Annotated in this window: 18 protein-coding genes; 11 read left to right on the top strand and 7 right to left on the bottom strand. The window is 53.6% G+C overall.

Features of this window, described 5'->3' with window-relative positions:
• Nucleotide 1 precedes the first annotated feature (1 nt).
• The 5 genes from FE845_RS09110 to FE845_RS09090 all read right to left on the bottom strand — a co-directional run bounded on the left by FE845_RS09110 (nt 2) and on the right by FE845_RS09090 (nt 6,174).
• Nucleotides 2-913, bottom strand: coding sequence for a DUF3034 family protein (locus FE845_RS09110; protein ID WP_200363658.1), 912 nt, complete (start codon nt 911-913; stop codon nt 2-4).
• Nucleotides 910-3,267: a putative bifunctional diguanylate cyclase/phosphodiesterase gene (locus tag FE845_RS09105; RefSeq protein WP_200363656.1), complete on the bottom strand. Its 2,358-nt coding sequence runs from the start codon at nt 3,265-3,267 to the stop codon at nt 910-912. Before FE845_RS09105 ends, FE845_RS09110 begins: the two co-directional genes overlap by 4 nt.
• Nucleotides 3,267-3,932 carry a methylamine utilization protein gene (locus FE845_RS09100; RefSeq protein ID WP_200363654.1) on the bottom strand — a complete coding sequence of 222 codons (666 nt, stop codon included), beginning with the start codon at nt 3,930-3,932 and terminating at the stop codon, nt 3,267-3,269. The genes FE845_RS09105 and FE845_RS09100 overlap by 1 nt, the downstream gene beginning before the upstream one ends.
• A gap of 64 nt (nt 3,933-3,996) precedes the next feature.
• Nucleotides 3,997-4,647, bottom strand: a complete 651-nt coding sequence (locus FE845_RS09095; RefSeq protein WP_200363652.1) for a hypothetical protein — start codon at nt 4,645-4,647, stop codon at nt 3,997-3,999.
• Between the two features lie 198 nt (nt 4,648-4,845).
• Nucleotides 4,846-6,174: an MATE family efflux transporter gene (locus FE845_RS09090; protein ID WP_200363650.1), complete on the bottom strand. Its 1,329-nt coding sequence runs from the start codon at nt 6,172-6,174 to the stop codon at nt 4,846-4,848.
• Nucleotides 6,175-6,380: 206 nt separating this feature from the next.
• On the opposite strand from FE845_RS09090, the gene coxB reads away from it, so the two are divergent.
• The 4 genes from coxB to FE845_RS09070 are packed head-to-tail and all read left to right on the top strand — an operon-like array spanning nt 6,381 to nt 10,662.
• A complete protein-coding gene (gene coxB / locus FE845_RS09085; protein ID WP_200363648.1) occupies nt 6,381-7,505 on the top strand; it encodes a cytochrome c oxidase subunit II in 1,125 nt (374 codons plus the stop codon).
• Between the two features lie 57 nt (nt 7,506-7,562).
• Entirely contained in the window at nt 7,563-9,146 is a 1,584-nt protein-coding gene (ctaD, locus tag FE845_RS09080; RefSeq protein WP_200363646.1) for a cytochrome c oxidase subunit I, read from the top strand.
• Nucleotides 9,147-9,158: 12 nt separating this feature from the next.
• Nucleotides 9,159-9,758, top strand: a complete 600-nt coding sequence (locus tag FE845_RS09075; RefSeq protein ID WP_200363644.1) for a cytochrome c oxidase assembly protein — start codon at nt 9,159-9,161, stop codon at nt 9,756-9,758.
• Nucleotides 9,759-9,774: 16 nt separating this feature from the next.
• Nucleotides 9,775-10,662 carry a cytochrome c oxidase subunit 3 gene (locus FE845_RS09070; RefSeq protein WP_200363642.1) on the top strand — a complete coding sequence of 296 codons (888 nt, stop codon included), beginning with the start codon at nt 9,775-9,777 and terminating at the stop codon, nt 10,660-10,662.
• Between the two features lie 19 nt (nt 10,663-10,681).
• On the opposite strand, the gene FE845_RS09065 is transcribed toward FE845_RS09070, so the two are convergent.
• Nucleotides 10,682-10,885, bottom strand: coding sequence for a twin transmembrane helix small protein (locus FE845_RS09065; RefSeq protein WP_200363640.1), 204 nt, complete (start codon nt 10,883-10,885; stop codon nt 10,682-10,684).
• Nucleotides 10,886-10,938: 53 nt separating this feature from the next.
• Between FE845_RS09065 and FE845_RS09060 the strand changes: the two genes are divergently transcribed.
• The 5 genes from FE845_RS09060 (at nt 10,939) to FE845_RS09040 (ending at nt 15,182) form a co-directional block, all read left to right on the top strand.
• Complete coding sequence (locus FE845_RS09060; protein WP_200363638.1) at nt 10,939-11,676, top strand: SURF1 family protein; 738 nt, start codon at nt 10,939-10,941, stop codon at nt 11,674-11,676.
• The gene (locus FE845_RS09055) at nt 11,657-12,307 is read left to right on the top strand and encodes a hypothetical protein (RefSeq protein WP_227714199.1); all 651 of its coding nucleotides are present in this window, start codon (nt 11,657-11,659) and stop codon (nt 12,305-12,307) included. Before FE845_RS09060 ends, FE845_RS09055 begins: the two co-directional genes overlap by 20 nt.
• Nucleotides 12,308-12,371: 64 nt before the next feature.
• Nucleotides 12,372-13,463 carry a COX15/CtaA family protein gene (locus tag FE845_RS09050; RefSeq protein ID WP_200363982.1) on the top strand — a complete coding sequence of 364 codons (1,092 nt, stop codon included), beginning with the start codon at nt 12,372-12,374 and terminating at the stop codon, nt 13,461-13,463.
• Entirely contained in the window at nt 13,460-14,380 is a 921-nt protein-coding gene (cyoE, locus tag FE845_RS09045) for a heme o synthase (protein WP_200363636.1), read from the top strand. Before FE845_RS09050 ends, cyoE begins: the two co-directional genes overlap by 4 nt.
• Nucleotides 14,381-14,522: 142 nt before the next feature.
• Nucleotides 14,523-15,182, top strand: coding sequence for an SCO family protein (locus FE845_RS09040; RefSeq protein WP_200363634.1), 660 nt, complete (start codon nt 14,523-14,525; stop codon nt 15,180-15,182).
• A 206-nt stretch (nt 15,183-15,388) separates the two neighbouring features.
• Here FE845_RS09040 and FE845_RS09035 read toward each other — a convergent pair whose 3' ends face one another.
• Nucleotides 15,389-16,270: a hypothetical protein gene (locus FE845_RS09035; RefSeq protein ID WP_200363632.1), complete on the bottom strand. Its 882-nt coding sequence runs from the start codon at nt 16,268-16,270 to the stop codon at nt 15,389-15,391.
• A 542-nt stretch (nt 16,271-16,812) separates the two neighbouring features.
• On the opposite strand from FE845_RS09035, the gene FE845_RS09030 reads away from it, so the two are divergent.
• Together FE845_RS09030 and FE845_RS09025 are read left to right on the top strand one after the other, a co-directional pair.
• Nucleotides 16,813-17,139, top strand: coding sequence for an antibiotic biosynthesis monooxygenase family protein (locus tag FE845_RS09030; RefSeq protein ID WP_200363630.1), 327 nt, complete (start codon nt 16,813-16,815; stop codon nt 17,137-17,139).
• Between the two features lie 142 nt (nt 17,140-17,281).
• On the top strand, nt 17,282-18,496 hold the full coding sequence (locus tag FE845_RS09025; RefSeq protein WP_200363628.1) for a YbfB/YjiJ family MFS transporter: 1,215 nt from the start codon (nt 17,282-17,284) through the stop codon (nt 18,494-18,496).
• Nucleotides 18,497-18,504 lie beyond the last annotated feature (8 nt).

Genomic DNA, 18,504 nt, shown 5'->3' with positions numbered 1-18,504 from the left:
CTTAAAAACTCCCCTGTAGGGACAGGTAAACACCCTGCTGGTCTTCCAACGTGGCGATATCGCCAAGATTCACGAATGCAGCCGTTACCGCTAGACGGCGATCTGGCACCCAGGCTACGAATACATCCCACCAGTTGTCTTCCCGAGCAAAACTCAGGTTGTCGGGTTTTTGTCGGTACTCGGCACCCAGCAGCCAGTGTCGGTTAATAAAGACGCCAGCACCGGCTTCCGACATCAGCTCGTATCCGTTATTCAAATCACCACCAAAACCTAAGAGGCCACCCTGATTGGCGCGGGTGCCACGCACCGTGGCGTTTACCAACAGGTTGCGGCCGAACACCGCGGCAAAAAACACTTTGGAGCCGGAAAGGTACACATCTGTACCACTGTCATCCCGGGCGCCTATCGCGCTTGGCACGGTGAAATCCCGTTGCCGCTTGTGTTGAATGCCTACAGACCACTGCCCCCAGGGACTATAGAGAGCGTCACCAACCAGCCTTACCTTTACACCAAAAATATCCTGATTGAGTTCATCTTGTTCTAACCCGAAACCGTTTTTAAGGGTGAACACTAAGCTGTCGAGGTCCAGCGTCTGGCGCGCAACGGTTACCTCAACCCGGTTGTTCCAGTTCAAGCCAGCACCGGTAACTGAGAGGGAATAGTCATCCACCTCGGCGCGGCTGAGGGCAAGCGTACCGCCCCACTCCTCATCGCTGGCGTAACTGCCAAGCATGGCCCAGGGCACCAAACCTCCGCCCGCACTGCCTTCTATGGTAGTGACGCCCCCGGTGGCCCAGATGCGGCTGCCGATATCGGCCATCGCGGCCGGCGCTGAAAGAACTCCCAGTGTTAGCAGAAGGATAAACCTCCTGGTCACCAGTGCGTTTATGATTCGTGCGACAAAGGGTGTCATGACAAATGCTCCAGCGAAATGTCGGCCAGCTCCTGCTGACGCTCTTTAATGGTGGCTGCTGTCTGTGCAAGATCTGCTGCAGATACCGGGCGGCTGAGGTAAAAACCCTGACCCACATTGCAGCCCCAGATTTGCAGCAGCTTCCAGGTTTCGAGATTCTCGATCCCTTCTGCGACAACCTTTAGCCCAAGGCCGTGAGCCATGTCGATGGTGGATTTTACAATCAGTTGATCCTGAGGCTCTGTGTTCAGCTTTAACACGAAGGATTTATCGATTTTCAGTTCTTGAACCGGCAGCATGCGCAGTTGAGACAGCGAGGAATAACCGGTACCAAAGTCGTCAACTGAAAGTGTAACGCCGAGATTCCTCAGGCGGTTTAAGGTAGCCATGGCTTCAGCGGGGTCTTCCATCAAGGCACTCTCGGTGACTTCCAGAGTGATGCGGTCCATGCTGTGGTGCCAGTCTTCAAAAGTTCTGGCGACGCGTTCGGCCAGCCCGGGTCTGGTTAAGTCCATTGCAGAAAGATTGATTGCCACGCCTGCATCCAGGCCTTCCCGGAACCAAGCGCGGGCATCACCCGCAACACGCTGCAGTATGTGGTCTGTCAGATCGTGGATTTGCCCGGATTGTTCCGCCAGAAAGATGAACTCCTCCGGTGAGATAAAGCCCAGCTCAGGGTGCACCCAGCGCACCAGAGCTTCCACTTGAAGCAGCTGCCCGCTGTGGCTGTCCAGTTTAGGCTGATAATTCATGTGCAGGCCATTGTTGCGGATGGCGCTGTGAAGATCGGAGATCAGTTTGAGCTCTCGCAGGTGATTTTCGTCACGGCCGGGTTCGTAGCGTGTGATGGTGAGGCGCTGCTGCAAAGCCTGCTCGAACGTTAGGTTCACCCGCCGTCTCAGCTCATTTGAATTTGAGGCATCGGCAGGCAGTTGCATGGATATCAGAGTGGCACGCAATGAAAACGGCGTACGGTCGATACTTAGCGGTGATTCGACGCTGGCATGCAAGCTCTTCGCCTGCTGATCCAAAGTTTCCAAACTGCACGCCGGGAGTAATGCCAGAAACTCGCCGCCGCCGGTTCGTGCTATGTGAAGAGCATCGGGTAGTTCATCACGCAGCCGATACGATAGGCCAAGTAGTACCTTGTCGCCAAACTCAATACCGAGAGTATCGTTGATGTCGGAAAGATCGCTCACGCGCAGCCCAATCAGGCTGCAAGGCTCTCCTGACTTAAAGCGCTCATTCGCCGTGTGCATCAGTGCGTTCCGGTTACCCAGCCCGGTTACCTCATCGTGGGTTGCGGCATAGCGAATTTCTGCCTCGCGCCGTGTGAGCTGGGCCAAGGTGTCCCGTAGCGTGTCCCGTAGCTGTAAGAGTTCACCGCCGGTGCGGATGCTGGGCGCTTGGGGGTTTAGCCCTTGGCCGACAGCACGAGCGTAGTCTGCAAGCTGCAACACCGGTCTCCCCAGATGTCTTGCAATGAGCAATGCCAGCAGTGTCGCAAGTATCATGATTACGGCAACAAGTAGGGCTATCTCCAGAGCGCGTGTGTAGTAGTTCTGTAGACTGGCCTCGCGGCTGATCATCAGAATCGCCTCGAAGACACCTTGCCCAGAGGCGCCAAGGTTGAGCGTACGCGTGAAATAGCGGGCGCTTTCGATAAAGTGGCCGCCACCGGCAGAGCTGATAAGTGCGGGCTCCTCTGCCCTGTCGATGTCTGTTGACGCTGCAAAGCTGGTAAAACCGCTCGAAGCGTCAGTGCTTGTGCGGAAAATAACGGAGCTGCCACTGAGCCTCGCAATAATGTCGGCCAATTCCTGATCCAATTCAAAGCCAGCGACCAGCCATGCCCGCAATCCGGGTGCTTCTACCGGAACCACAAGCACTTCGTAGCCACGTTGATCGACGGTAAGCAATGAGCGGTCAGACCCATCCCTGCGGGCGTTGGATAGTTGCGTGGGGGTAATGCCGGGTAGAGCTTTGGCCAGAGTGGATGCCATAAGCTCGCCTTGTTGGCCCAGCAGTAAAGCAAAATCGGCCCCCGCACGCCCACTGTGGTTTTCCAGTGCGCTGCTAAGTGTGGCCGGATCGCGGCTTGCGATGGCAGAGCGGAAACCGAAATCCCGCACAACCACGCTCAACCGGGAGAGTTCCAGATCCGTGCGGCGCTCGATGACCTCGTTTGTGAGGCGTTCGGCGATGCTGAGTTGTTCCAGTGCCCGGCGTTTCTCGTCCTCAAATAGGTACACCATCAACAGTGCGCCAATTAACAGGCTCACTAACGCAACCAGCGCAACCATGGCCGTGACAAGACGACCGCGAAAACCGATGCGGTTCGCTGTGCGCTCCATCAAAGCTCCTGAAAGCGTTTCTGGAGGTGGTCCAGAGGGCCTTCGTGCCTCGGCTCAGGGTCGAGCTCAATGCTCACAGTGTGCACCGGAGTGTTTTCCAGACTGGCGGAATTTAATTCGCGGACAATGGGTTTGGTGTTATCTGGTAAGCGGGGATGCCAGATATTCAAGCTTAGAGAGTCCGGTTTCGGGGTGGCACCGAAATCCAGTGCAAGCGTGAGCTCTCCCTGTTCATCGGTTTGTCCGATGGCGCGGGTGTCTGCCACTACAATAAATGCCTGCATATGGTCGTGAATGTTACAGCCCAGCTCAACAATGCCTGGCTGGTCAAAGAGTACGGGTGCCTCAGGTTTGCCCGCATAGAGTTCGAGGTTAAAGGTTTTCGCTGGCGAAAATGAATACACGTGGTGCTGGGTATTGTCTTGATTGGGAAAGTCGACGCTGGAGCCAGCAGGCAGAATCAAAACATGGGGGTGAAACATGCGGTCTTTTTGAATCACTTCTGCCCGTATAGGCGCTGCGTGGCTCCCATCATTCAGGTACACCACTGCACCGGTCACCGGGCCTGCGCCGCCCGCAAGCTGTACTCGCATTCTAAGCTCTTCCGCGATCAACGGGGTCGATAGCAGGCAAGCGGCCACCAAACAAAGCGTTTTTACTCTCATGACGAATATGAACCTATTAATTGCGCAGCGCTCCACCCTCTAAATTCCAGCACCCCTAGCCGAATCAGGCCAAGCCGGAGCCCAGAGAAAAGCGGATGTGATTACGGACCAGAAGGTTTTCCCAGTAGCGCCGCATCCAGTCCCAGGCTTCGTTATTGACTTGTTCTACGAAGGGGTCCAGGTTGAGCTCATAGTAATCCGGCGTACCGGCAATTTGCAGCACTGTTATGGTGATGGAATTGTCCAGCTCATTTGCGAAGGGTTCGCCTATCAGCTCGTGAACCAGCAGGTTTGCACGAGTTGCTTCCATATCGACCAGACCGCCGGTTCTGATGGAGTGATTGTTTTCGTGCATTTCTTCCATCAGGCGGTGGCAGAGGTAGGCGCGTATCAACAGGCCGTCCAAACCATCGTAGCGCACAAGCAATGCCGAAGGCTCAGTAAAGTAACCGATGGCCGCTTTCACAAACGGGTCAAACAATTGTGCCGTTCCCGCTTCCCGGGCACAGGCGTCCACGCATTCTATGAGCCGCGGCGCCATTTCTATGTACTCTATGGCGAACTGGAACAGGCACGAAGCTGGCTGGAAGCCCTCGATGGTGACAGCCGAGGGCAGTGCCGCCGCCTTCTCATGCAGCAGTCTCAGAAAGGTTCCTGAGCGAGCCTCCTTGCGTCGCGCGTGGTCAATGATCTCTAGGACTGCCTGTGGAGTCATTTGAGGACATGCCGGTGTTTGAACAAATTGAGGTCGCAAAGCGCCTCCCGTAACGGGCAATAAGTAACTGGGCAGCTAAGCAGCGGGTTACTTCGACTCACCACCGCGAGGAGCCCTTCTTTTCTGACAAGTGTAGACGAGATTTTGTGGGCTGCGATTTCTGGACTGTCAGATATTGTTAACGATTGCCCTTCTGAGCTATTGGTTGCTGAACCACCGATCGTTACGGGTATGTGACCAGCATAACCAACCCATACTCGCTGCGCGGGCTAACATGAGGCAGATGAGGGAAAACCAGAGCCCGTGATTGCCCCAGCTTGTGGTTAACCACCACACAGGGGCGAAAACCCCCAAGGCGGAAAACAACATGGTGTTTTGCATCTCCCGGGTACGGGTAGCGCCGATAAATATACCGTCGAATAGAAACCCCCATACGGATGCAAAAGGCAACAACCAGAGCCAGGGTAAGTATTGCCAAGCGGTGGTACGCACCTCTTCAATGCCAGTCAGCAGTGCAATTAAGCCACGGCCACCGGCAACGAACAGAATGGTCAGTAGCAGTGACCCCCATAAAGACCAGCGCAGAGCGCAGCGGAACACCACCAGAAAGCGCCTTTTGCTGTTTTTGCCCACAGACTCACCAATCAACGCTTCTGCCGCATTGGCAAACCCGTCCAGAGCGTTGGAAATCAAAAGCAGGAAGGTAATCAGCACTGCGTTGGCCGCCAAAATGGTATCGCCCTGACGAGCCCCTTGAGCGGTAAAAAATGCCAATACCAGTAGCAGAGCTATGGTGCGAACCATGATGTAGCGGTTCACTTGGAGGATGGCCAGATAGTCTGCGAGGGTTCCGAGCAGTGCCCGGGTGAGCTTTTGCCCATCAGGCATGCGTTGCAGCACGATCATAAAACCGATGATAGCGGCACCGTACTCGGCGATTACCGTGGCAATGGCCACGCCCCGGCTATTCCAGCCCAACACCGTTACGAAAAACACATCCAGCACGATATTCAGCCCATTGGCCACGATCAGCATGATCATCGGCCCACGGGCGAACTGGGTACCAATCAGCCAGCCCACAAGCGTGTACTGGCACAGCACCGCCGGGGCGCTCCAGATTCTTATGGCCGCGTACTCGGCAGCAAGCTCGGTTACGCCCGGGCTGGGATTCATCAGCTCCAGCCCGATTCGAATCAGCGGCTGATGGCATAGAATCAGCAGCAGGCCAATGCCGATAGCCAAGATTACCGAACGAAGAAGCAGTGCCACCTGACTGAAACTGTCACGCTTGCCCCAGGCCTGAGCCGCGAGCCCGGTTGTGCCCATGCGCATAAAGCCGAAGGTCCAGTACAGAATACTGAAGAGGTTGGCGCCAACCGCCACGGCGCCAAGATACTCCGGAGTTTCCAAGTGCCCAAGCACTGCCGTATCCACCAGTCCCAACAATGGAACCGTGAGATTAGTGAGCATTAATGGCCATGCCAGCGCCCATAAACGGCGGTCTGTTACCGATAGCTTAATTGCCATATTCGATCTGCTTCTTAAAAGAACGTGCTTAGTCGTTTTGGGTTTAATTGGTTTTTAGTCTTTTTTTGATCTGTGTCTATACTCGATTGTGATGTATCCAATAAGCAGGCTTTCACTCTGCGATTTTCTGGCGAATGCGAGCGCCGGTTAACGAGTAGAGGGATTACGCAAAATCCGACAAGAATAACACTCTGTGGAGACACAGTATGCGCGTGCACGCTCAGCGGGTAGGTGCCCTTTTAGGCGGTCTATCGTTTCCCGCGTTGTCCATGGCGGACTGGACGGTAAACATGACCCCGGGGGTAACCGGTACCAGTAACGATATATTTGACCTTCACATGACCATTTTCTGGATCTGCGTCGTTATAGGCGTCGTGGTATTCGGGATAATGTTCTGGTCTATCTTCGCCCACCGCAAGTCTCAGGGCGCAAAACCGGCCAACTTCCATGAAAACACGCTGGTTGAGGTTCTTTGGACGCTCATTCCGCTTGTCATTCTCATTGTTATGGCAATTCCTGCCACAACAACCCTGATCGACATGTACGACACCACCGAGTCGGATGTCGACATCAAGGTGACCGGTTATCAGTGGAAATGGCAGTACGAGTATATCAACGAAGACTTTGGTTACTTCTCCAACCTGACGACACCGAAAGATCAAATCAATAACCGGCAGGCCAAAGGTGAAAACTACCTGCTGGAAGTGGATAACCCGATGATTATCCCGGTGGGCAAGAAGGTTCGCTTTTTGTTGACGGCCAATGACGTTATTCACTCCTGGTGGGTGCCGGATTTTGGCGTCAAGAAAGACGCCATTCCAGGCTTCATCAACGAAGCCTGGACTCGGGTAGACAAGCCAGGCACCTATCGCGGCCAGTGCACAGAGCTGTGCGGCAAGGACCACGGCTTTATGCCGGTGGTAGTGAAAGCCGTGCCGGAAGATGAATACAACACCTGGGTTGCCGATCAGAAAGCGGCAGCCGAGAAAGAACGTGAGTTGACCCAGAAAGACTGGACCATGGAAGAGCTGATGGAGCGGGGCGAAAAGGCTTACGCCACCGCCTGCGCAGCCTGTCACCAGGTGGATGGCAGCGGTGCTCCACCGGCATTCCCCGCTCTGAAAGGCAGCGCAATTGCGACCGGCGATATGGCCGCGCACATCGATGTTGTCGTCAACGGTGTGTCCGGTACGGCCATGCAGGCCTTTGGCGGACAACTGAACGAAGCGGATCTTGCAGCCATCATTACCTACGAGCGTAACGCTTGGGGTAACAAGATGGGTGACATGGTCACGCCGAAAGAAATCTTCGATTACAAGAACCAACAGTAATCAACGCCAGATAACAGATATCACCAGCCACAAACATTGGCGGTAACGGGGGTTTTCATGAGTGCGGTTGCAGGTACCCACGCACAAGATCATCATCACGGCCCAGCTCGCGGCATCAGCCGCTGGTTGTTGACCACGAACCACAAAGACATCGGGTCTATGTACCTGATATTCAGCTTCACCATGTTCCTCTTAGGGGGAACCATGGCGATGGTCATTCGGGCAGAGCTGTTTCAGCCCGGGCTGCAAATTGTTCAGCCGGAATTTTTCAACCAAATGACCACCATGCATGGCCTGATTATGGTCTTTGGTGCGGTTATGCCTGCGTTTGTTGGCTTGGCGAACTGGATGGTACCGCTGATGATTGGCGCGCCGGATATGGCATTGCCACGGATGAACAACTGGAGCTTTTGGCTGCTGCCCTGTGCCTTTCTGATTCTGGTTTCCACCCTGTTTATGGAAGGCGGTGCGCCTAACTTCGGCTGGACCTTCTATGCCCCGCTTTCCACCACCTACGGGCCACCCAGTACAACCTTCTTTATCTTCGCCATCCACATTATGGGCGTATCGTCGATCATGGGCGCGATTAACGTGATCGCTACGGTACTCAATATGCGGGCACCGGGCATGACGCTCATGAAAATGCCCATGTTTGTATGGACTTGGTTGATCACTGCGTTCTTGCTGATTGCGGTCATGCCCGTGCTAGCGGGCGTAGTTACCATGATGCTGATGGACATCAACTTCGGCACCAGCTTCTTTAATGCAGCAGGTGGCGGCGACCCGGTTCTGTTCCAGCACGTGTTCTGGTTCTTCGGGCATCCCGAGGTGTATATCATGATCCTCCCGGCCTTCGGGGCGATTTCTCATATCATTCCTGCATTTTCCCGCAAGAAGCTGTTTGGTTATGCCTCAATGGTGTATGCGGTGGGTGCCATTGCTCTGCTTTCGTTCTTGGTATGGGCGCACCACATGTTCACCGTAGGCGTGCCAGTGGCCGGGCAACTGTTCTTTATGTACGCCACCTTGCTCATTGCGGTACCAACGGGCGTTAAGGTTTTCAACTGGGTGGCTACCATGTTCCGGGGTTCACTCACGTTTGAAGCACCCATGCTGTTTGCCATCGCCTTTGTGATTCTGTTTACCATCGGCGGCTTTTCCGGATTGATGTTGGCGATTGCACCGGCGGACTTCCAATACCACGACACTTACTTTGTAGTGGCCCACTTCCACTATGTTCTGGTGCCTGGGGCCATATTCGGCATCTTCGCGTCGGCGTACTTCTGGCTGCCCAAGTGGACTGGCCACATGTATGACGAAACCTTAGCCAAAACCCATTTCTGGCTATCGTTTGTGGGTATGAATTTGGCCTTCTTCCCCATGCACTTTTTGGGGCTTGCAGGAATGCCGCGCCGGATTCCGGATTACGCCCTGCAGTTTGCCGATTTCAACATGGTGTCGAGCGTCGGTGCCTTTATGTTCGGCGCGACCCAGTTGTTGTTCCTGCTCATTGTGGTGAAGTGTGTGAAAGGCGGCGAAAAAGCGGCTGCCAAGCCTTGGGACGGTGCAGAAGGGCTAGAGTGGACCCTACCGTCACCCGCGCCTTATCACACGTTTTCTACGCCACCGGAAGTGAAATAGAGGTAGGCAAAAATGGCTGAGCAACAGGCAAATAAACCGACGCCCCAACGCAGTAATACACGGGTTATTGGCTGGTGTGTCGCCAGCGTGATCGGCATGTTTGCCTTCGGTTTTGCCATGGTGCCTCTGTACGACGTGTTCTGTGACATTACGGGCATCAATGGCAAAACCAGTGGTCGCTATGAATCAACCGAACGCACCGCTGCAGACATGACACGCACTATCAAGGTGCAATTTCTGGCCCAGAACGGGCCAGGCATGCCTTGGGTATTCCGGCCGGTGGAGCGCAGTGTTGAAGTGCATCCCGGTGAAGCCACAACGGTGAATTTTTATGCGGAAAACCCGACGGACAAGGACATGGTGGGGCAGGCGGTACCCAGCCTGTCACCGTCCGAAGGAACCCTGTATTTCCACAAAACCGAGTGTTTCTGCTTTAACCAGCAGCCGCTATCTGCAGGTGAGAACACCCATATGCCGTTGGTTTTTATTGTGGATCAGGACTTACCCAGCCATATCACCAAGCTAACGCTGTCTTACACACTTTATGATCAAGGCGAGCCGCAGGCGGCTGTAACAAGTACAACGAACACAACAATAATCGATAACGGATAAGCCATCGGAGATTGCTATGGCGGAAAATCAGAGCTATTACGTTCCCGAACAGAGCAAGTGGCCGATTGTGGCCACGGTGGGGCTTGGTGTCATGCTTTACGGCGCGGCCTCGATTATGGTCAGCAGCAACCAGGGCCAAAGCACCAGCGGCGACTGGATGATATTTGCGGTTGGCATTGCGATCATGATTTACATGCTGTTCGGCTGGTTTGGCAGTGTTATCAAAGAGAGCCGAAGCGGGCTCTATAGCCCGCAGATGGATCGCTCGTTTCGCTGGGGTATGAGCTGGTTTATTTTCTCCGAAGTCATGTTTTTTGCGGCATTTTTTGGCGCACTCTTCTACGCCCGGGTGTTTGCTGTGCCCTGGTTGGGCGGTGAGGGTGACCGCGGCAGCTCCAACATGCTTTGGGAGGGTTTCCAAGCTACTTGGCCGTTGATCAACAACCCCGACCCTGAAGCCTATCCAGCACCAAAGTCTGTTATCGGCGCTTGGGGATTACCGCTGTTGAACACCATCCTGCTGGTTACCTCCTCGTTCACCGTAACGGTAGCCCACCACGCGCTCAAAGCGGATAACCGCAAGAAAACAAAGATTTGGCTTAGTGCGACCATCATACTGGCGCTGGTGTTCCTGTTCTTTCAGGCGGAAGAGTACATGCACGCCTATCAGGAGCTTAACCTGACGCTGCAGTCCGGCATCTACGGCAGTACCTTCTTCATGCTAACCGGCTTTCATGGGTTTCATGTGATGCTGGGCACTCTCATGCTGATTATCATGTTGATACGCATACAAAAAGGGCATTTCACAGGCGACAACCACTTCGGCTTTGAAGCGACTGCCTGGTATTGGCACTTTGTGGATGTGGTGTGGCTGGGATTGTTTGTGTTTGTGTACGTTATTTGATGCAACTTAGAGTGTGGGGTCAGGGAGTCGGGTGTAGTGTCAGGCTCCCTTGCCACAGAGACAAAAGAATAACCGTCAAAAGAAGCACGCTTAGCGTTACCCGCACAGCTAGAGAGGTCACCACTCGATTGGTTTTGCCGCCGTCTTTGATGAGAAAGAACAAACCACTGAAAAGACTGAAAATCACGGCGAGCATGAGGAAAACGATAAGGGCTTTGAGCATAAAGACGTCTCTGGTTTTTGTTTTGATTGCTGCCAGATTTACTATAGCAGACCATGACTGAGTCAAAACAACACACGCGAAAATGGCAGCTAAACTGGCGATTAATGGTTTTTACAGGAGCCTTCCTGCCGTTGTTGATAGGGCTGGGTATTTGGCAGCTGAACCGGGCTGCGGAAAAGCAGATTCTAATTGAGCAATGGCAACAAGAAGCCCAAAATCTCGATTGGCCTGAACAGGTTGCCAGCGGGCTGGATAACGGTAGGCCGGTTACGATTACAGGGCTCTTTGGCGAACGCAGTTGGCTTCTGGATAACCGGACCCGTGATGGTATAGCCGGCTACGAAGTGCTAACAGCCTTTTACCCGCTGCAGGGGCCTGCGGTTTTGGTCAACAGAGGTTGGGTGGCGGCGCCACGAACCCGAGACAGGCTGCCCGTTGTTACTCCCCCCGAAGGTGTTTTCAAACTAACCGGTCGGTTAAGCCCTTACCCGGAACCGCCATTGCTGTCTGGGGAATCAGCCGTTTCAGACAGTTGGCCCCGGCGAGTACAGGCACTTCCTGCAGACGTTGCGAGAATGGAAGTTTCGGGGTTGCCTAGCGCAATTATTCGGCTTAGCGGCAGCGAACAGCCGGGAGCTTATCGCGCTGATTGGGAACCAGATCTCATGGGACCACAAACCCACTACGGATATGCAACACAATGGTTTGCGCTTGCAGTGGTGCTGACTATATTGAGTGTAGTGGCGAGTTATCGAAAGACAGGAACCAATAATGACAATGACAATGGCTAACCAATTACCACAGCAGGAAGAAACAGAAGGCCCTACACCGGAACAGGTCCGCAGAGGCAGACGCACCGCTATGTTGCTGTTTGCACTTGGATTTGGGCCGATGATTTTGGCCACTATTATGTTTTATACCGGTTGGCTAAACCCGGCAGGCCACACCAATCAGGGTGCGTTGATCAATCCGACGGTGCCTGTTGCCGCGCTTAGTCTAGAGACGCTCTCGGGTGAGCCTCTGGCTGAACGCTTTAGCGCAGGCCAGACCGATCCCCAGTGGCTACTTGTGGTTGCAGCTGGCGAGTGCGATAGCCGTTGTGAAGAACTTCTCTACCTTGCCCGGCAGGCCAATATTGCACTGGGTAAAAATGCTAACCGCGTATCCCGAGCCGCCGTACTGGGTGGTATTTCCGGTGATCTAGCGGCGCGCTGGCCCACCGAATACCGGTTGATGGAGCGTCTGAGACCTGTGCCGGGTACCACGCCGGGCTGGCCTGCTGGCATTAACCCGGAAGCAGAGCCCCGCATCATGTTAATTGATCCCTTTGGTAATGTGATGATGCACTACGGCCCTGAGAACTCTGGTAAGGACATGCTCAAGGATCTCAAACACCTGCTCAAACTGTCACAGGTAGGCTGAGGCTAAGTCCGGAGGAGTTACCTTGAAACACCTGTCTACCGGTAGCGGACAAAAAGCCAAAGCCATGACACATTGGGCGACCTTCTCAGTCGTTCTCGCTGTGGTGGTCATCATGCTGGGTGCCTGGACGCGGTTGGTAGATGCCGGGCTGGGTTGCCCGGATTGGCCTGGGTGTTATGGCTTTCTGTCTGTGCCCCAAAGCGAGTCGCATATAGCCATCGCCAATGCCCGATTCCCAGACACGCCCGTAGATGTAGCCAAAGGCTGGCCGGAAATGATCCACCGCTACGCTGCCGGCACTCTGGGGTTGGTGGTGTTCGGCTTGGCCGCAAGCGCAGTGCGTCAGCGCCGAAGCGGCGTGCCTTTCAAACTGCCCCTGTTTATTGCGGGTTTTATCCTGCTTCAGGGTGCCTTTGGCATGTGGACGGTGACCTTGAAGCTCTGGCCGCAAGTTGTTGCCCTTCATCTTCTTGGAGGCTTTACCACGCTGAGCTTACTGACCCTGCTGGTGCTGAGGTTAAGAAAGTTCTCGGCGGCAGATTCCGGCGTGGCCAAAACAGAGGCAGAAAAACCCTTGAAACCCACTGCGGCAGCTTCCCGACTCGCCAGCCTTCGACCTTGGCTTTATGGCGGCCTGCTGTTGATTGTTCTGCAGATTGCCTTAGGCGCTTGGACGGCTTCCAACTACGCCGCCGTCGCTTGCACTGATCTGCCGACGTGTCAGGGCCAATGGTGGCCGGAGGGCATGGATTTCCAGCACGGCTTTGATATCACCCAACACGTAGGCCCTAACTATCTGGGCGGCCAGCTTACAGCGGATGGGCGCGTTGCCATTCACGTAACCCACAGAGTTGGTGCCTTAGTGGTTCTGGCGTATTTTTCTGTACTGCTTACCCTGATTTGGCGCCGAAGCAAAAACCGAGAACTGCACCGCCCCGTGGTGCTTGTGACCGCAGCGTTGTTAGCCCAGATAACTCTGGGGCTCGCCAATATTGTGTTCCATATTCCCCTGCCGATTGCAGTAGCCCATAACGCCATGGGTGCTGGGCTGCTGTTGTCGGTGATATACCTGATCTGGCGGCACCACCTGCTGCCTCAGACACACGCTGTAAAGGCAACACATACAACAATAATGCATCAGGAGATAACGGCATGAGTGAGCAAGTGGACGTACTGCCGGCCCAGAACACGACCAGTCAATCCACGCGGGCTATATCCTGGCGGGACTATCTGGAGCTGACCAAGCCCAACGTTGTGGCTTTGATGATCCTGACATCGGCCATAGGCATGTTATTGGCCACCTCCGGTTTGCCCAGCTTAAGCGTGCTGGTCTGGGGTAACCTTGGTATAGCCTTCCTTGCGGGTGCCGCCGCCGTGGTCAATCATGTGGTTGATCAAAAGATAGATACCGTAATGGCCCGCACCCGCAAGCGCCCCGTGGCTACTGGTAAAATCTCTCCGGTAGAAGCGATTGGCTTCGCCACATTGCTTGCCAGTATTGGTATGGTGGTGTTGATGTGGCAGGTGAACCATCTAACCGCATGGCTTACCTTGGCTTCATTGGTTGGTTACGCTGGCGTTTATACCCTGTTCCTAAAGCGGGCCACGCCTCAGAACATCACCATTGGTGGGTTAGCGGGCGCCATGCCGCCATTACTAGGATGGACAGCCGTAACCGGTCAGGTAGAGGGTCATGCCCTGTTGCTCGTTCTTATCATTTTCGCTTGGACTCCACCCCACTTCTGGGCCTTGGCCATCCATCGCAAAGAAGAGTATGCGAAAGCAGGCATTCCTATGCTGCCGGTCACCCATGGCAATAAATTCACCGAATTGCACATCCTGCTCTACACCTTGATGTTGCTGGCAGTCAGCCTGCTACCTTTTGTCACAGGGATGTCCGGCTGGATTTATCTGGCGGGCGCCTTGGTTCTCGGCCTGCGCTTCCTTCAGTACGCCATAAAGCTGCTGAAAGGCGACGATCGCCGGGTAGCTCTCAACACCTTCAAATATTCCATCACTTACCTGATGGCGCTGTTTGTGGTACTCCTTGTGGATCATTACGTGTTTTTCTGACTTGGTGCAGACGCGCCAGCAGGAGGGGTGCCTTTTCTTCCGGGAAAAACAACTCGCTGCGCTCAGACATCTTTTTCCCTGCAGAAAAGGCACCCCTCCTACTGTCGCTGCGTTACCGTAGAGTTTTCCATTTGGAGCAATAATGAATCGTTCGCTGAAGGTCACCTTATTTGTACTTCTGCTCTTGGTTGTACTCGTATTTGGCCTGATTATAGGTCGGCAGGTATTTCTGGTGGATAACGGGGAGCCAACGCCTGCTCCGGATCTGGCTGAAATGAACACCTATGTGTATGACCAGCCTCGACCATTGGCCGAATTCACGCTCACCAACGAAAACGGCGAAACCGTTACCCGTCAAAGTCTTCAGGGTAAGTGGACCTTTGCCTTTGTCGGCTACACCAACTGCCCGGATATCTGCCCGGCCGCAATGGCGAACCTGCGCCGAACCGATAAGTTACTCTCGAAAGAGCTGCCCCAGCCAGATTACCTGCTGGTTAGCGCAGACCCCGAAAATGACACGCCTGAACAGCTCAAAGCTTACACCGGTTTTTTCGGTGAGAACTTCCACGGCTTGACTGGCGATTTGGAAACACTGCGCGCACTGGCTCAAAGCCTGAGTGCGGTCTTTGTGCATCGTGATGTGGACGGCGAAACCTTGGTCGACCACAGCGGGCATTTTGCGTTGATAAACCCGGATGGCCAGCTAGCCGCATTGATTCAGCCCCCCCACAACCCCGAACATCTCGCAGAGGCTTTTGAGCGCATTTATTTGTGGGCTAAAGCCAATCGGGAAAACACGTAAAAGCGGCACCATGTTCAGGAAGCGAAAAGGATCATTCAGGCTCATTCCTGTGCTCCACAAGAACTATCGAAGTATTTGCCTGCACGCGATAGAGATCGCGTCAGAGCCCTGCGTGTTAATGGATAATGATGTGATTATCGACTTCTCCGATGACAGCTTTCTTCAGCGGTGCGTCATATGCTGAGCTGGTACTCAGTTGCTTTAAGCTATTTTTTGTCATTTCTTTCGAGTACGCTTTGGCTGAATACATAATGTCTCTGAATATATTCCTTTCCCAGACGATATGACACGACCAGCGTACCGTTTATCCACTCCAAGTCATTTAATGCCGGAACAGCATCGTCCAGTAGCCGAATTCGCTGTACTAACTGCATATCATTAACGCTGTAAACACTTAACTCCAGCCAACTTGGCCCGCGAAAGTTCAGTGACTCTAAGGCAACAACCCATTTATCTTCTACCAATAAGACTGAATCTACATCGCGGGGTACCCAGCACCAAATATAGTGGCAGTGAGTTTCAAGGGAGGCTAAGCGCCTCTTCTCACCCGTTTTATAGTCAAACTCATACCAGCCGCCCTTTGGCTTACTAAACAACCCTGAGTCTGAATAGTCGTAATAGATGAGAGAGGCCGTTTTAGCCCGAAATAGAGCTCGATGAGCTGAAAAATAGGAGGATCTATGGGTATTCTCGGCAACAATTATCCCATTTATCCTGTCGACTACCGTTAAATCAAAAAGAATGACAAAATTGCCACTGATGTTAGCCACATATTGGTCTTTCTTAAGCTCAAAGCTTCGCGGCTGTTTGTTAACAGACTCTTGTGGCTCTTCAAATAAAAGGCTTCTAGCGTTTTTACAAATCTGATAAAATAGCAGCGGACCTAATCGCTCAGGGTAGAACGCACACCCCTCCTCATCTTTTCGTACTTCTATCGCAGCAAAGGTTATGTGCGACTGATTAGCGATAGGTAGGAAGTTATCGATCAAGCCCTTATGTTGAAGCTGATTTTCAAGCACAAAGACGGGTACCTGAGCGTTCAGAATGCTGGAAAATAATAACAGGCTGGCAATGCACAACTTCATCATTATTGACAAATCTCCATTTCTTGCCATTCCTATGCACGCAAGGCTATCTGCATCCTTACAAAGATCCGACAGTATAGCGGTTCAGATTAATATGCTATAGAAGTTGAGACTGCCCTGTAGAAAAAAACCAAACGAACCCGGTTTTGATAGGCTGCGGAGTATAAAATCTCCTAACAATCGGTTGCACGGCCCCCGATTGGCCATCGCTTTGCATTGTGTTCACGAAGGATTTCATTCATTGGAAGAAATAGCTGAAGGCTTGGTTAAATCCATACTGCGCTTTGTAGGCCTAGTAGTACGGTCTTTGATTTGGCTTATTTGGGAGCTTTGCTTCTGGGAGCTCGGTTGGTACGTTGGATGGCCTGTATGCCGCGTTCTTAGTTTTGGTTACTTCCCCAAAGAGCCAATCAGTGATCAGAACTACGTCAACACTCTAAGTGGTTTTATAGTTTCGTTAATTGGCTTGGTTGTACTTATATCTGTGGCGGCATTGATTGCGCAGTTAGTGGGGAGCGGGTAAGTGCAAGCACAAAGAGGACGTCATGTCAGGGATCGCTAAAACTCCAAATCCGCCATATTACGCAGTGATTTTCAGCTCTGTTCGCACGGATGGTGACCATGGTTACGGCGCTATGGCTGACAGAATGGTTGAGCTGGCAGCCCAGCAGGAGGGGTTTCTCGGTATCGAGTCCGCCCGTGAGGGTGTGGGTATTACCGTTTCGTACTGGGCCAGCGAGGAAGCGATTCGAAACTGGAAACAAAATGCTGAGCACCTTGAAGCTCAGCGTTTGGGCCATAAAGCTTGGTATTCCGAATTCGAGGTACGAGTAGCAAAGGTAGAGCGGGCTTATGGCATTAAGCAAGCTTAAGGCGGTCAAATGGTAGATTTTATAATTAGCTTTTCCTCTTCAAATTCTCCGGCGAGCCTAGCCTTCTGCTAAGGTCAAACTGACATCGCTGCGGTACTCGCATAAACTGCACGGCTGAAACACACTCGCCGGAACCAACAGCATGTACCAACAGAACTCCACAACCCCGAAAGAACTCTTTGGCGTTCTGGCCGCAGGTGCCATCGTGCTTTTGGTGGTGCACACACTTGGCCGTTTTGTTTACACCCCGCTGTTGCCCTATCTGATCGGCGATGGCCAGCTCACGGCACCAGAAGGTGCAGCCATCGCCACTTGGAACTATTTCGGCTATCTGGTGGGTGCCATGCTGGCGATTCGTTGGCACCGCGTTAGCCATATCCGTATTTTGTTGCCAGCATTTCTTGTGGTGCATGTGTTAACCACGATCTTCGTTACCCAAACAGACAACCTCACCGCCATTTCTACTGCGCGCTGGTTGAACGGCGTGGCCAATGGTGTTGTTTTCGTACAGGCGCCTGCGCTGATTCTTGAATGGTTGGTGTTGCGCAACCGCTCTAGCATGAGTGGGTTGGTCTACATTGGTGTAGGCTTGGGTTTGTTGCTCTCCAGTGGGCTGGTTACCGGCACCGCTGATTGGCTGGAAGGCGCTGAGCGCTGGTGGCCTGTGGCATTGGCATCCATTCCTTTGGCCATTTGGGGCGCTTACCGGTTGATACGCCTAGAGGTGCCAGACCAAGAGTCCGGCAAGAATGGCAAAAGCACAACCAACACCCCGCTTATAGACCGTGCCAGCATCCCACTGTTTCTCTCATACGCAGGTGCCGGGCTGGGGTACATCCTCCCCATGACCTTTCTGCCATTGTTGGCGAAGCTGGAACTGGATGCCGAACATTGGCTGCTGGATGGCGCTTGGCTAATTGTTGCCCTGAGCACCATTCCCGCCGCTTGGGTCTGGAACAAACTCGGAAGCAAAATGGGTGACATTCCTGCACTCAAATTGAACTTCCTTATTCAGTTGGTGGGTGTCGTGGCCGCCGTTGTTTTGCCCGGTGCCCTAGGCATATTGTTGTGCGCAGCACTGGTGGGCGGCACTTTCCTTGGTACCGTATTGCTGACCCAGCGCCTCGGTCGCGCCCTGCATCCACATCAAGGCCCCCGTTTGTCAGCGGCCATGGTTGCCCTCTACGGTTTCACCCAAATGGTCGGCCCCTGGCTCACCAAACAATGGCTCGATGCGGGTGGCACGTTGGTATCTGCCTTCGGAATCGGCGTAGGTGCGCTGGTCTTCGGCCTGATCTTCATCTTCTTTGTGCCCCGCCCCGAAGCCTGGCACGCAAGAACGATTCAGCACGATTGAAGCCAAAC

This window comes from Marinobacter sp. 1-4A, assembly GCF_016597725.1.
Lineage (GTDB): Bacteria > Pseudomonadota > Gammaproteobacteria > Pseudomonadales > Oleiphilaceae > Marinobacter.
The sequence above is the reverse complement of the archived record's forward strand: the minus strand, read 5'-3'. Positions and strand labels throughout refer to the sequence as shown.